Genomic DNA, 13,874 nt, shown 5'->3' with positions numbered 1-13,874 from the left:
TTCACTCCCTGCGGGCCGTCAGCGTTCCGCTTAGCTCCGCCGTCCGCCGCAGTACCGTCTGATACCCGCTGATGAGAGCCTCAATTCGGGCCTGTACGGAGTCCATCCACCCCTTCAGGTCCTCCGCAGAGCTTACGGGCCGCCCCAGCTCCCGCAGGTCGGGGCTGTCCGTCCAATCCAGCAGTTTGCCGCTCCCCGACAGCTGAAAGATGTTCTCCCGGAGAAAGGGCTCGTTCATGGCGGCGTTCAGGGCGTTGAACAGCGCCGTGTAGCTGGCCGCCAGGTCCAGGAGGGCGATCTCCCGCTCCCCCAGCCCCTCCAGAAGGGCGCTGATCTCCGCCGCCCGCTGTTCCGCGCTCTCAATGTCCTCCCGGGTGCTGGCCAGCCGGCGTTCCAGCTGACTGCGCCGGGATACCGCCGCCTCCCGCTCCGCCTGGGCCGCGCTCAGCTCTTTGCGGAGGTGCTCCAGGGTCCCGTTGAGGCGGTCCAGCTCCCGCTGAAGGGCGCAGTCCGCCTCCCGCCGCGCCCCAAGCTCCGCCTGGAGCCGTGACTGCTCCGCCCGCTTCTCCTCCAGGACCCCGTCGTTGAGCAGAGCGATCTCCCCCTCCAGCCTCCGGCAGTCCGTCTGGGCCTCCAGGAGCTCCCTCTTCTCCTGGGCCAGCCGGCGGTAAGCCTCCTCCCGGCGGGCTCGAAGCGCCTCCGCCTCCTCCAGCGCACGGTGTACCTCGTTCAGCGCCTCCCCCGCCTGCCTTGCCTCCCGCACAGCGTCATAGCACTCCCGCTGACTCTGGGCGGACAGCTCCCGGATGCCCTCCATGCCGGCCTGAGCCGCCTTTGCCCCGTCGCCCAGCACATAGCGCACCGTCTGCGCCAATTTCGCCGGGTCCCCGCAGGCCAGTTCAGAGGCGTCCAGCACGCCGCTGGCGTCGTAAATCTCATCCATGACCAGGCACAGCAGCTGGTACAGCTCCTCGGCGCGCACCGGCCTGTCCAGGGTCTCCAGCAGAGCGAGGTTCTCCCGTATGTTTTCAAATGCCATTTTTCTGCCCCCTATCTGGCCAGGGCCGCGTTCCCCAGCCGCAGGGCCTTGTTCAGGCGCTCCCTGTGCTCCGAGCCCAGCCCCTCCACCTGTTCTCCCTGGGCAAGGCGCTCCTCCAGCCGGTCCAGCTGGCGGGCGATCTTCCCAAGCTGGGTCACCTCCCACCAGTGGAAGGTGATGATTTTAGAGCGGTCCTGGGATATGCCCATAATATACCCGCTCATGTTTTCGGTGTTCATGCGGAGCATGCCGGCGTACTGCGGGTCCAGAGCGACGCTCTCGGGACCGCAATCCCCCTGGTAAATCAGCTCCTCAATTCCGTCTGCGCCGATGATGGCCGCGTGACGTTCAGAAGACTTGAACAGGTAGATGCGGCCGGTGGTCAGCTCCATATCCCGGCGGATGGCCCAGAGGGTGCGGGCTGCCGTCTGGTACTTGGCCGGCAGTCCTATGGAGTACTGGGACACAAAGCCGTATCGGGTCTGTTCATTGGCCAGCAGGGCCGCGCCGCAGGCCACCGCCATGGTCCGTTCGTCGGCGTTGGACAGCTCGCCAATGTAGCGCCGGTCCTCCAGAGCGGATAGGCCCAGCTTTTTTCTGACCCCGTACTGGACCCAGCAGAAGTTGCAGAAGCCCCCAATCAGCTGGATCTTGAAGTGGTCCTCGCCCAGGCCGTATGCAATTTGGTGCTCCCTCATGTACCGGATCATGTCGTCCAGCCGGCTGTTCAGCACCGGCGCGATCTTTTCCTGAAAGGCCCGCGCCACCATGCCGTAGGTTACCGTGACCTGCTCTAAAATTTGGTACAGACTGCCGTCCAGCTCCTTCTGGCGGCGGAAGCTGAGAAGGGCAAACTCCGTTTGGTCCTGGTAGACCCTGGCAAGGCTGAACTGGATCTCCTGAAGCCGCTTGCGCTTGTCCCTGCCGCTGTCGGTCAGGTTCAGGGATTTAAAGACCTCCTCCAGGGTATAGACGCACTCGTACAGCGCCCCCTTGTTCTCCTCGCAGTTGATTTCCTCCGGAGACAGCCCGCCTGCGGCCAGGGCCAGGCGCACGATCTCCTCCATAAATGCGAAGCCCGCCTTGCCCAGGACCCCCTCCTCGTTAGCGCCGGCGCCCGACCGGTGCAGTACGGTCACCTTGGGGGTCCCCCTCTCGTTTTCCACCTGACACAGGGCGATGTCCAGGGTCCCGCCGCCGTAGTCCACAATCAGCACATTGCCCTGGAAGATGGCTCCGCCGTTTTTCTCCTTAAACTTCTCCACATAATAGGCGCAGGCACAGGTGGGCTCGCTGAGCAGAACGACCTCCCGGGCCAGCCCCATCCCGGCCGCCAGGTCATAGAGGCGCTCGTAGCACCGCTGTTTCACGCTGTTCTCGACCCATATCTCCGGGACGCCGATGACCAGCCGGTCAATTTCCCCGTACCGCTTCTGATAGCGCTTGAGCAGATCCGCCAGATAGCCCCGCACCACGTCCTCCGGCGTGGTGGAGCTGTCATAGCCCCGTTCCTTGAGAAGGCGGGGGTCCTCCTCGGCCAGCATGAGCTTAAAGCCCTTGTAGACGGTGGAGCCCGGCTGCCAGATCTCCGTGCGGGCCAGGCGGCCAAAGGAGAGGGTCCCGTCGGCCCTGCGCACCACCAGGGAGTCGTAGAAGGGGGAGCAGTCCTCGTCGTTGAGCATGGCCGCGTTCAGGGTCAGGTCCTGGCCGAGGGCCGCAATGACCGAGTAGGTGGTGCCGAAATCCAAGCCGATGCTGTTCATGTTGTTCTCCTCCTCACGTCTGCAAGTCGATCAGTCTGCGGACCGCCTGGATACGCGCCCGCCTCTTTTTGGCCCCGTCTGCGCACACTCTGGAGATAAATTGGGCCGGCTCCTGTCCCTGCCGGGAGCCCCTATCCTGGCCCAGGGCCGACGGGGGGATGCCCCAGTCGGTCAGCCGGGCCAGCGCCCCGTCCCGCAGGATGGCGCACAGCCCCTCGTTCCGAACCTGGTCCCCGTCGCAGGCGTCCAGGGAAAAGACCGCCGGGGGCTCTCCGCCGCGGTTTGGCTGGACCACCACCGCCGCCGTGTGTCCCAGGGGGTCCTGGAAGACCGCCCAGTAGGACCGGCGGGGGTCGCCCTCCGGAAAGCCGGACCGGGTCAGCGCCCAGCTCCCGTCCTCGGTCAGCGCGTCGTGCAGGTTCAGCGCCAGCTCCTGCACGCCGCAGGACAGGTGAAACTCCTCCCGGGCGAACTGGCGGCACAGGTCCAGCCGGGGGAGGTATTGGGGAATCCGCTCCACCGCAATGCGCAGGTTCTCCAGGTCCATATCGGCCAAATACTCCTCCACCTGCCCCTGTTCCCGGTCAAACGAGGCGCACAGCTGGCCCAGCAGGCCGCCGGACCAGAACTCAATGTCCCCGTTATAGGAAAATTCCAGGTCGGAGGACTGGACCACTGCGGCGTTGCCTTTTGGGTCCTCCAGCTCCTGCATCCGCTGCCGGACCTGGAGGATGGAGGCCCGGACCTGGACGGACAGCCGGTCATACTCGCCGTTTCGCTGTTCCAGCTCCCCCAGCAGGCGGAGGGCCGCCGGCAGATTGCTCTGGGCCACGCCAATGGCCGCCTGATAGTCCCCGTTGGCAAGATCTGCGTCCAGGAACCGCCTGCTGTCACGCAGGGGCTCCGCCTGCCCCGGCGCAAGCTGCTCCGGGTGGAGGCCGTCGATCCCCCGCAGCAGCCCGTCCAGCTGGTCCCGATAGCACTGGGCCCGCTCCCGCTGGGCGGCGGACCGGTCTGCAATGGCGCGAAACTCCCTGTCAAAGCGGTCTGTGAGGTCCTTGATCTGCTGCTCGGCGCTGTCCACCCTGGCGTTCGTCCGGGCCAAGTCGCCGCGCAGCCCGTCCAGCTGCCGGTGCAGCTCCCTGTTCTGCTGCTGAATGGCCTGGTCCAGGGAGGACTGGAGGCGGCTGAACTCCCCGGAGAGCCTGTCCTCCTCCGCCCGGAGGGCCGCCTGAAGCCGCTGCCGGTCGCCGTCGATGCGGCGGCTGGCGGCAGCCTCGGTTTCCGCCAGCCGCCTGTGGGCCTCCCGCAGGTCCTGCTCCGCCCGAGATCGCCGCTGCTCCGCCAGCTGACTGCGGTAGCGCAGGTCATTCAGAGAGTCGTCATCCACCAGAAGATACCCGTCGCTCATTGATCCCACCCTCTCTGGCGGCCCCGGCGGCGGAGCTGCTCCGCCTCCTGCTCTGCGCGGCGAATGAAGACGTCGGGGGAGGCGTTCAGGGCGCAGTCATCCCGCTCCACCGTGTGTTTCGGGATCAGCCCCTCCTCTCTCAGCGCCGCGCCCACGTCCTCCTTGACCATAGCCGCCATGCCCTCGCTGGGGGAGAAGGCCTCATAGAGGAAGGAGGGGCGCTCCGGCCGCTCTCCGCTGGCCACCACAATGGATACCGTGTTTCCCCCGCCGTCGGTGTAGGTCATGGAGTAGGGCTTTCTGGTGTCCCCGTCCTGCCGCCCAGAGGACTCCAGCGTCCAGCCCTGCTCATCCAGCCGGCTGTAGATCCGCTGCACCGTGTTCTCCACAGCCGCCGCCCCGGCCAGACTCTGGCGGGCCTCCTGGTCGCAGGCCTCCAGCCGTTCCTCCAGCCGGGCCAGCTGCTCCTCCAGCCGCCCCAGCCGGTCCAGACCCGTGGGCGTGTCCGCCTCCCGGCGCAGCTCCTGATTCAGGGCGCTGATCTGGCCGTTGATCTCGTCAAAGGCACCATAGGACCAGAACTGGATGGAGTAGGGGAGCTGGGCCGGCTCCCCGTCCATCTCCACCGTGAGGGTCCCGCCGCCGGCGGAGAGGCGCTCCGCCCTGGTCTGGAGGGCCGCCCCCCGCTCCTGGAGCTGCTCGCTCCGGCGGCTGTGCCGCTCCTGGAGGAGGACCAGCTGGATCAGGGCCCGGCTGGCCTCTAAAATACTGTTCTGGGACACCACCATGGCCGCCTGGAAATCCCCCGCCGCCAGATTGGCCGAGATGGAGGCCCGCATGGCCTCCAGAGAGGGGTACGCCGCCGGCAGGAACGCGGAGGGGTGGAGGGCGCGGACCTGCTCCAGCAGCCGGTCCACCTCCTCCAGAGTCCGCTTCGCCCGCTCCTCTCCTCTGGCGTGCTCCGCCAGGGCCTGCTCCAGTACGGCGCTGTACTCCCGCGCCGCCGCCTCCGCCCCTTCGGTGAGGGCGGAAGCCCTGGTCCCCGTCTGAGCCGCCTGGGCGCGCAGCTGCTCCAGCTGTCCGGCAAAGCTGCGGTCCTGCTCCGCCAGCCGGGCGCGGGCCTGGAGGTCCAGTCCCTCCGCCGCTGCGCGGTAGGACTCCGTCAGGGCGTGGATGGAATCCTCGGTGCGCTGCCGGGTCTCCTGACAGAGTCGATCCAGCTCCCACTGCCGCGCCTGCTCCAAGGTCCGCAGGCGGGCGATCTCCTCCCTGCTCTCGATCTCATAGGCGTCCGCCGTCGCAATGCTCTCCTTCAGCCGGTCCCACTCGGCGCAGGAGATGATGGTCCAATAACTGCTCATTCTGAAACTCTCTCCTTCTCTTCCGATAACAGCCCCGGAAATGCCGCCAGAACATCCGCCCTGCGGAAGGAGGTATCCTCCGGGTCCCGGACCCGCCGCTTCTTTTGCAGCTCCGCCAGGAAGGTATCCTTCATGTCGCCCGCGTTCCCAAAGCTCCGGCCCGCCCGGTCCATGGCCCGCTGAACGGCCCGCTCCAGCAGAGCTCTGGCATCGGGCTCCAGGTGCAGCGCGATCCCCTGGGTCTCCTCCCCGATGAGGGAGTCAAAGATAGCCATCAGGGTGGGGAGGTCGTAGTGTTCAAAGTGGACCACAGTGGGAAATCTGCGGTTGGCCCCCGAGTCCATCTGGAAGATACCCTCCACCTCCTCCTCATAGCCAGCCGCAATCAGGCACAGGGACCCCTGATACTCGTTGGCCGTAGCCACCAGTGCGCGCATGGCCTCCAGCCCCGTGTTTCCGCCGGTAAAGGAGTTGGCCAGGGCCTGGAACTCGTCAATGATGAGGACGCCGCCGTTGGCATTTTGGGCCGCCTCCCGGAGGGCCTTTCCGGTGCCGCCCACCGTTCCCCTCACCAGGCTGACGGCCTGAAGCTGGGTCATCTGGCTGTGGTGGAGGATGCCTCTGGCGGTGAAATACCGGGCCACCAGCTTGGCGACCGTGGTCTTCCCCGTCCCCGGGGGGCCGAGGAACTTCATGTTCATAAAGGGCAGGTCGTCGCTGGATACCTGCTTCCCCAGCTCCCTCAGCCGCTGGACCCGCTCCATCTCGCCCAGGAAGCTGTCCGCCGTCTCCTTCACTGTCGCCTTGATCTGCTGCATCTGCGCCCCGGCCAGCCGGTCGAACTCGTTCAGGATTTCCTCCGCCTCCTCGCCGCCGCTCAGGGCCCAGCTCTTCTCCGGGAAGGCGCGCAGAACGTCCTCCCGGGTATAGACGCAGGGGTCCTGTTCCAGACGGCTCTCCTCCAGGCGGCTCAGCAGATTTTCCACGTAGCCCCCGTTGCCCAGCTGCTCCCGCAGCACCGCCTTGTCCGACTCTATGACCCTGCGCAGCAGGCGGCCCGCCTCGGGCTCCAGGCCGCTCCCCTGCCGGTTCAGATTGGACTCCAAAATCAGCAGCAGCGTATTGGTGGAGTAGGGCTGGAAGTGGATGTATTGCCGGAACCGGCGGGAGGCCCCCGGGTCGGCCCGGAGGACCTGCCGGACCCCCTCCTCATATCCCGCCAGGATGACGCAGGTGGAGGTCCGGTGGGCGTTGATGCCGGCCACCAGCGCCCCCACTGCCTCCTGGGCCAGGTTGCCGTGCTGGTGGGCGTTGTCAAAGCCATGGAACTCGTCGATAAACAGAACGCCCCCCTCCGCCTCCTCGAAGGCGGCCCGGATATTCTCCCCCGTCTCTCCAATGTGAGAGCTGACCAGCGTTCGGGCGGATACCTCCACGGTCTTGTCGGAGGACAGAATGTGCTTGGTGTGGAGGAGACGGGCGGTAAGCCGGGCGATGGTGGTCTTGCCCGTGCCGGGAGGGCCGGAGAAGACCATGTTCAGGTAGCCGGGGTCCTCCCGCTTCCTACAGATGGCCTGGACGGTGTTAAGGATCTCCTGTTTGACCCGCTCCATCTCCGGACCCACCTGCCGGTCAAGCTCCGCCATGATCTCGTCCAGCGTGCCGCTGCTCTCGTACCGCCGCAGGCCCAGACGACAGACCCGCTCCAGCATCAGCGGCTCCAGATCCTGGGAATAGGCCAGGCGGGTCGTCCCCACCGGGAGTCTCCGGGCCCGCTCCGCCAGCTCCTCCTGTACCTGGGGCCGGTCCAGCAGCGCGTTCAGCTGCCGGATGCAGTTCCCTCTCCGGTCCAGGTAGGGGATGTGCTGAAAGCCCTGGTCCTGGACCTGGGTGCAGTGGTCCCTCAGCTGGCCGGCCAGGTGGTAGAGGGCGGTATCCGGAACGGCGGCCAGAAGGGGGCTTTGCTCCAGGTGCTTTTTGCGCAGCAGGAGATTGGCGATCTCGTCCGCCTGGTACTCGTCGGCCAGGACGATGATCCCCAGGGATTTGAGGATGTGCAGCGCCTCTTTGACCATGTTCAGGCGGTCTGGATTGGTCATAATGGCGTTGACCCAGGCGTGGAGCTGGGCTCGGTTCCCCTCGAAGCACCAGCGCAGGTCGTCCCGCCGGGGCATGGTGAGCACCAGAATGTTTTTTCTGTTGCTGATCCGCTCCAGCCGGTTCACAGTGCTGATAATGGCGTCCGAGAAGAAGCCCGCCTTCTCAAAGATGGACAGGGGCATGACAATGGCGGTTTTGGTGCGTGCGTCCTCCAGGGCGTGGTTGATCTCCGCGACGAACTTCTTCTGAAACTGCTCCGCCTGGGAAAAGCTCTGGACCATCCGCCTCCCTATAACAGCCGGGGTCGGGCAGGCCGCCTTGGGGGCGGTCCGCCGGAGGGTCAGGTCATCCAGCCCCTTTTTTTCGCTGGCAGCCTGGAAAATGGCCCCGGACGGCGGGTCATAGGCGTAAATCTGGCAGTTGGTGCTCTCCACCTCCACAAAGGCGACACGCTCATAGCCCTCCCGCCGCAGGAGCCGGTAGAGGTAGGCGTCGGCGTCCACCAGTTCCAGGGAGTTCAGCGCGAACTCGTCCTCGGGCCGCACAAAGTAGTGGACCAGGCCGCAGACGGAGTCAAAAAGCCCGGGCGGGACGGTCTGGGACTCCAAGGGGTACACGATGGCGTCCGCCGGTGCGGTACGTCCGTCCTGAGACATGGGGTCCTTGCTTGGCTTGGAAAAGGTGCGATCCATACTTCACTTCTCCTTCTGTCGATTTGTGCCTGCCTCCCTGCGGGTATCATTACGGGTATCATATCAATTATCTGGTCACTTTTCAACTGTTTTGAACAAATCCCGCACCGGTTTGCCGAATTTCCCCGGGGCGGAGAGAATGCGCAGGCTGGGGCCATCTTTCTTCCCAAAACAAGAAAACTGTGGTATGATGGGGAAAAAGGTCAAACGGGCGGAACTGCGGTCCGGGGGGGGTCACTATGGAGGAGTCCATTGTATTCATTGACAGCGAGATCGGGACAGCCGACAAAAAGATTTTGGATTTGGGGGCGGTGAAGGAGGACGGGAGCCAGTTTCACGGCCCCTCCGTGGGGGAGTTTTCCGCCTTTATCGCCGGGGCCGCCTTTCTGTGCGGACACAACATTGTACATCACGACCTGCGCTATCTGGGCCCGCTGCTGGGGACGCCTCTGGCCGCCCAGGCGGTGGATACCCTCTACCTGTCGCCGCTGCTGTTCCCGGAACGCCCCTACCACGCCCTGCTGAAGGACGACAAGCTCCAGTCGGACGAGCTGAACAACCCCCTCAACGATGCGGAGAAGGCCCGCAGGCTGTTCTATGACGAGGTCAACGCCTTCTCCCGGCTGTCCGCCCCCCGGCAGGAGCTCTATTACGGGCTGCTGAACCCCTTTGAGGAGTTTCAGGGCTTTTTTGCCTGTCTGGGCTTCCGCCCCCAGTGCCCCGACCTGGAGGAGGCGGTGCGGCGGGAGTTTGCCGGCCAGCTCTGCCAGCACGCGGACCTGCGGGGGCTGATAGACCGCTGGCCCATGGAGCTGGCTTACGCCCTGGCCCTCATCGGGTGCGGCGACTGCCACTCGGTGACCCCGCCGTGGCTGGTGAAGACCCGCCCGAAGATCGAGTACGTTATACGGCGGCTGCGGGGCCGCCCCTGCCGGGAGGGCTGTCCCTACTGCCGGGAGGCCTTTGGGCTCCACCGAAAGCTGAAGGAGTTCTTCGGCTTCGACCAGTTCCGCTCCTACGACGGCGAGCCCCTCCAGGAGCGGGCGGCCCAGGCGGCGGTGGAGGGGAAATCCCTGCTGGCGGTCTTCCCCACCGGCGGCGGGAAGTCGGTCACCTTCCAGCTGCCCGCCCTGATGGCGGGGCAGGCGGAGCACGGGCTGACGGTGGTCATCTCCCCCCTCCAGTCCCTGATGAAGGACCAGGTGGACAACCTGAACGAACACGGCCTGGTGGACGCCGTCACCGTCAACGGACTGCTCAGCCCGGTGGAGCGGGCCGAGGCCCTGGAGCGGGTCGCCAACGGGCTGGCCACCGTCTTTTACATCTCCCCGGAGCAGCTGCGCTCCCGTACCATCGAGACCCTCCTCCTGGCCCGGAACGTGGTGCGCTTTGTCATTGACGAGGCCCATTGCTTCTCCGCCTGGGGGCAGGATTTCCGGGTTGATTACCTGTACATCGGCGATTTCATCCGGGAATTGCAGGCCAAGAAGGGGCTGACAGCTCCCATCCCCGTCTCCTGCTTCACCGCCACCGCCAAGCAGAAGGTCATCAGCGATATTCGGGATTACTTCCAGGACAAGCTGGGGGTTGAGCTGGAGCTGTTCACCTCCTCCGCCTCCCGGGAAAATCTGCGCTATGTGGTGCTCCACCAGGAGACGGAGGGGGACAAGTACAACGTGCTCCGCTCCCTCATCGAGCAGCGGGACTGCCCCGCCATCGTCTATGTCTCCCGGACCCGGCGGACCCGGCAGCTGGCGGAGAAGCTGACCAGCGACGGCTTCCCCGCCCGGCCCTACAACGGGAAGATGGACCCGGCGGACAAGGTGGCCAATCAGGACGCCTTCATCCGGGGGGAGGTGCGGATCATCGTGGCCACCTCCGCCTTCGGGATGGGGGTCGACAAGAAGGATGTGGGGCTGGTGGTCCACTACGACATCTCCGACTCCCTGGAGAACTACATCCAGGAGGCGGGCCGCGCCGGCCGGGACCCCTCCATCACGGCGGAGTGCTATGTCCTCTTCCACGACGGCGACCTGGACAAGCACTTCATTCTGCTCAACCAGACCAAGCTGAGCATCAGCGAGATCCAGCAGGTGTGGAAGGCCATGAAGGACCTGACCCGGCATCGGGCCGTCATCTGCTGCTCCCCCCTGGAGATCGCCCGGCAGGCGGGGTGGGACGACTCGGGCAGCGACATGGAGACCCGGGTCAAAACGGCCATCGCCGCGCTGGAGAACGCGGGCTACGTGAAGCGGGGACGGAATATGCCCCGGGTCTACGCCAACAGCATCCGGGCGCGGAACATGGAGGAGGCGGCCCGCCGCATTGACCAGTCCAGCCTCTTCTCCGGCGAGAGAAAGGGGAAGGCCAAGCGGATCATCCAGTCCCTGATTTCCAGCCGCAGCGTGGCCAACGCCGGGAATGACGACGCGGAGTCCCGGGTCGACTACCTGGCGGATATCCTGGGTCTGGAGAAGCGGGATGTCATCGACTGCGTCAATCTGATGCGCCAGGAGGGCCTTCTGGCCGACTCCATGGATATGTCCGCCTATATCTATAAGCAGGACACGCAAAACCGCTCTATGCAGACCCTGAACCGCTTCGGGAAGCTGGAGCAGTTCCTCCTGGACCAGATTGGCGGCCAGGAGTGCGCCTTTGCCCTGAAGGAGCTGAACGAGGCGGCCATGGACGCGGGGGTCCCCCACACGTCGGTCCGCAGCATCCGCACCGTCCTCTACTACTGGACCATCAAGGGCTGCATCGCCAAGCAGGAAAACGGAGCCAGCCAGTATGTGCGGATCACGCCCCTGATGGAGCAGGACCAGCTGCTGGAAAAATACCGCCGGCGGATGGAGCTGTGCCGGTTCATCCTGGAGTATCTGTACGCCCAGCTCCCACCGGGGGGCGGGGCCCAGAGCGACCAGGCTTTGGTGCAGTTCTCCCTGTACGGCCTCCACCAGGAGTACAGCAAGCTCCTGACCGGGGAGACGGCCCTGGCCGACATGGAGGACGCCCTGCTGTACCTGTCCAAAACCGGCGCTATGCGGCTGGAGGGGGGCTTTCTGGTGCTCTACAACGGCATGGAGGTCAAGCGGCTGATTCTGGACAATAAGATCCGCTACAAGCAGGAGGACTACAGGGCCCTCAACGAGTATTACAAGCAGAAAATTCAGCAGATCCACATTGTGGGCGAGTACGCCAACCTGATGGTGCGGGATTACAGCGCCGCCCTGCAATTTGTCCAGGACTACTTTCAGATGGACTTTAAAAAATTCATCGCTAAGTACTTCAAAGGGGAGCGGGCTGCGGAGATCAGCCGGAACATGACGCCGGAGCGGTACCGGCAGCTGTTTGGAGACCTGTCGGAGACCCAAGCCAGCATCATCCAGGACGCCGGATCCAAGTACATTGTAGCGGCGGCGGGCCCGGGCAGCGGCAAGACCCGGGTCCTGGTCCACAAGCTGGCCTCGCTGCTGACCCTGGAGGACGTGAAGCACGAGCAGCTGCTGATGGTGACCTTCTCCCGGGCGGCGGCCACCGAGTTTAAAAAGCGGCTGATGGAGCTGATTGGCAACGCGGCCAATTTTGTGGAGATCAAGACCTTCCACTCCTACTGCTTTGACCTGCTGGGTAAAATCGGCAGTCTGGACAAGGTGGAGGACGTGGTGAAAAACGCCGCCGCCCTGATTGAGAGCGGCGGCGTGGAGCCCAACCGTATTGCCAAGACGGTGCTGGTCATTGACGAGGCCCAGGACATGGACGAGAACGAGTTCCGCCTGATTCGGGCCCTGATGAGGCGCAACGAGGAGATGCGGGTCATTGCCGTGGGGGACGACGACCAGAACATCTACCAGTTCCGGGGCTCCGACTCCAAATACATGGGGGCCCTGATCCAGGACTTCGGGGCGGTCCAGTATGAGATGACCGAAAATTACCGCAGCCGCCGGAATATTGTGGCCCTGGCCAACGCCTTTGTCCACTCCATCCGGGAGCGGATGAAGGGGGAGGACATCCGCGCAGTGCGGCAGGAGACGGGCGCCGTCCGCATTGTGCGCCACACCGGCGGGTATTTGGAGCAGCCCGTTGTGGAGGAGATCCTCCAGACCCACCGGGGAGAGACGGCCTGTGTCCTGACCAACACCAACGAGGAGGCCCTGCGGGTCCTGGGCCTGCTGACCAAACACCAGATTCGGGCCAGGCTGATCCAGTCCATGGACGGCTTCCGACTGTACGACCTGGCGGAGGTGCGCTTTTTCCTGAAAATTCTGGACCGGCCCCAGGGCCCCACCCCGGTCATCAGCGACGAGGCCTGGGAGGAGGCGAAGGCCCGCCTTCAGACGGTCTACAGCAGCAGCGCCTGTCTGGAGAACTGCCTGAACCTCATCGCCGATTTTGAGCGGGTCAACAGCTATGGCAAGTACCGCAGCGACCTGGAGGAGTTTATTCGGGGGTCCCGGTATGAGGATTTTTACTCCGACGACAGGGGGACGATGTTTGTCTCCACCATCCACAAGTCCAAGGGCCGGGAGTTCGACAGCGTCTATCTGCTGCTGGACCGGTTTCCGGTGGAGCGCGACGAGGACCGGCGCAAGCTCTATGTGGCCATGACCCGGGCCAGAGACAACCTCTTCATCCACTGCAACACGGAGATCTTCGACGCCCTCCAGGTCCCGGACGTGGAGCGGGTCCAGGACTCCCGCACCTGCTCCGCGCCGGAGGAGATCACCTTGCAGCTGACCCACAGAGATGTGGTATTGGATTTTTTCAAGGACAAAAAGGAGAAAATTCTGCGCCTGCGCAGCGGCGGCCCCCTGGGGATCGAGCCGGGCTATCTCACCGCCAGTCTGGAGGGGAGGAGCTTCCGGGCGGCAAAGTTTTCCAGGGCCTGCGCCGGACGGCTGGAGGAGCTGCGGCGCAGGGGCTACCGCCCGGTCTCCGCCAGCGTGCGGTTTGTGGTGGCCTGGAAGGGGCGGGAGGAGGAGCGCGAGACCGCCGTTCTGCTGGCGGACCTGCATCTGTCCGCCGGGCAGTGACAGCAAGAATCCCCCTATGATTGACAGCTGGTGTCTCATAGGGGGAGGGAAAAAAGCGTCAGCCCCGCATTCCGCCCGGAATTGGGAGGGATGACGAGGCTGTCCTTTTATGGCTGAAGCGCCTGCTCAAATACGCTCAGCAGCTGTTCCCGGTGGAAGGGCTTGTCAATAAAGCCCCGGGTCCCAATGGTCTTTGCCCGGTCAAAGGTGTCCTTGTACGCCAGAGAGGAGATGATTACGATCCTGGCGTCCGGATGCTGCTTCAAAATGATTTCTGCGGCGTCCAGCCCGTCCATCCCCTGCATGATAATGTCCATGGTCACCAGGTCGGGCATCACCGCGTCATACTGGGCAATGGCGTCCTCGCCGCTGCGGCAGTACGCCGCAATCTCATAGCCCGTCCCCTGCAGAGTGTCCTCCAGCTGGACCTTGACCAGCCGGGAATCGTCCACCACCATGATTCGCCTGCTCATTT

The 13,874-nt window shown here is 64.7% G+C and carries 7 protein-coding genes; 1 reads left to right on the top strand and 6 read right to left on the bottom strand.

Annotation, left to right across the window (positions count from 1 at the left end; genetic code table 11):
• Nucleotide 1: 1 nt before the first annotated feature.
• Genes D1646_RS02315 through D1646_RS02295 form a run of 5 tightly spaced genes read right to left on the bottom strand, consistent with a single transcriptional unit; the run spans nt 2 to nt 8,366 of the window.
• Complete coding sequence (locus D1646_RS02315) at nt 2-1,039, bottom strand: hypothetical protein (protein WP_160634888.1); 1,038 nt, start codon at nt 1,037-1,039, stop codon at nt 2-4.
• Nucleotides 1,040-1,050: 11 nt separating this feature from the next.
• Nucleotides 1,051-2,802, bottom strand: coding sequence for a hypothetical protein (locus D1646_RS02310; RefSeq protein ID WP_160634887.1), 1,752 nt, complete (start codon nt 2,800-2,802; stop codon nt 1,051-1,053).
• A gap of 13 nt (nt 2,803-2,815) precedes the next feature.
• The gene (locus D1646_RS02305; protein WP_160634886.1) at nt 2,816-4,213 is read right to left on the bottom strand and encodes a hypothetical protein; all 1,398 of its coding nucleotides are present in this window, start codon (nt 4,211-4,213) and stop codon (nt 2,816-2,818) included.
• The gene (locus tag D1646_RS02300; protein ID WP_160634885.1) at nt 4,210-5,574 is read right to left on the bottom strand and encodes a hypothetical protein; all 1,365 of its coding nucleotides are present in this window, start codon (nt 5,572-5,574) and stop codon (nt 4,210-4,212) included. The genes D1646_RS02305 and D1646_RS02300 overlap by 4 nt, the downstream gene beginning before the upstream one ends.
• Nucleotides 5,571-8,366 (bottom strand): AAA family ATPase, encoded by a 2,796-nt coding sequence (locus D1646_RS02295; protein ID WP_160634884.1) that lies wholly within the window; start codon nt 8,364-8,366, stop codon nt 5,571-5,573. Before D1646_RS02295 ends, D1646_RS02300 begins: the two co-directional genes overlap by 4 nt.
• 239 nt (nt 8,367-8,605) lie before the next feature.
• On the opposite strand from D1646_RS02295, the gene D1646_RS02290 reads away from it, so the two are divergent.
• Complete coding sequence (locus tag D1646_RS02290; protein WP_160634883.1) at nt 8,606-13,399, top strand: RecQ family ATP-dependent DNA helicase; 4,794 nt, start codon at nt 8,606-8,608, stop codon at nt 13,397-13,399.
• A 107-nt stretch (nt 13,400-13,506) separates the two neighbouring features.
• On the opposite strand, the gene D1646_RS02285 is transcribed toward D1646_RS02290, so the two are convergent.
• Complete coding sequence (locus D1646_RS02285) at nt 13,507-13,872, bottom strand: response regulator (RefSeq protein WP_243153993.1); 366 nt, start codon at nt 13,870-13,872, stop codon at nt 13,507-13,509.
• Nucleotides 13,873-13,874 lie beyond the last annotated feature (2 nt).

It is taken from the genome of Pseudoflavonifractor sp. 60 (assembly GCF_009911645.1).
In the GTDB taxonomy this organism is placed as follows: Bacteria; Bacillota; Clostridia; order Oscillospirales; family Oscillospiraceae; genus Lawsonibacter.
The sequence above is the reverse complement of the archived record's forward strand: the minus strand, read 5'-3'. Positions and strand labels throughout refer to the sequence as shown.

Bases quoted from the DNA above. Each gene is read 5' to 3' on its own strand.
- D1646_RS02315 (WP_160634888.1), bottom strand. From the start codon at position 1,039: ATGGCATTTGAAAACATACGGGAGAACCTCGCTCTGCTGGAGACCCTG.
- D1646_RS02310 (WP_160634887.1), bottom strand. From the start codon at position 2,802: ATGAACAGCATCGGCTTGGATTTCGGCACCACCTACTCGGTCATTGCG.
- D1646_RS02305 (WP_160634886.1), bottom strand. From the start codon at position 4,213: ATGAGCGACGGGTATCTTCTGGTGGATGACGACTCTCTGAATGACCTG.
- D1646_RS02300 (WP_160634885.1), bottom strand. From the start codon at position 5,574: ATGAGCAGTTATTGGACCATCATCTCCTGCGCCGAGTGGGACCGGCTG.
- D1646_RS02295 (WP_160634884.1), bottom strand. From the start codon at position 8,366: ATGGATCGCACCTTTTCCAAGCCAAGCAAGGACCCCATGTCTCAGGAC.
- D1646_RS02290 (WP_160634883.1), top strand. From the start codon at position 8,606: ATGGAGGAGTCCATTGTATTCATTGACAGCGAGATCGGGACAGCCGAC.
- D1646_RS02285 (WP_243153993.1), bottom strand. From the start codon at position 13,872: ATGAGCAGGCGAATCATGGTGGTGGACGATTCCCGGCTGGTCAAGGTC.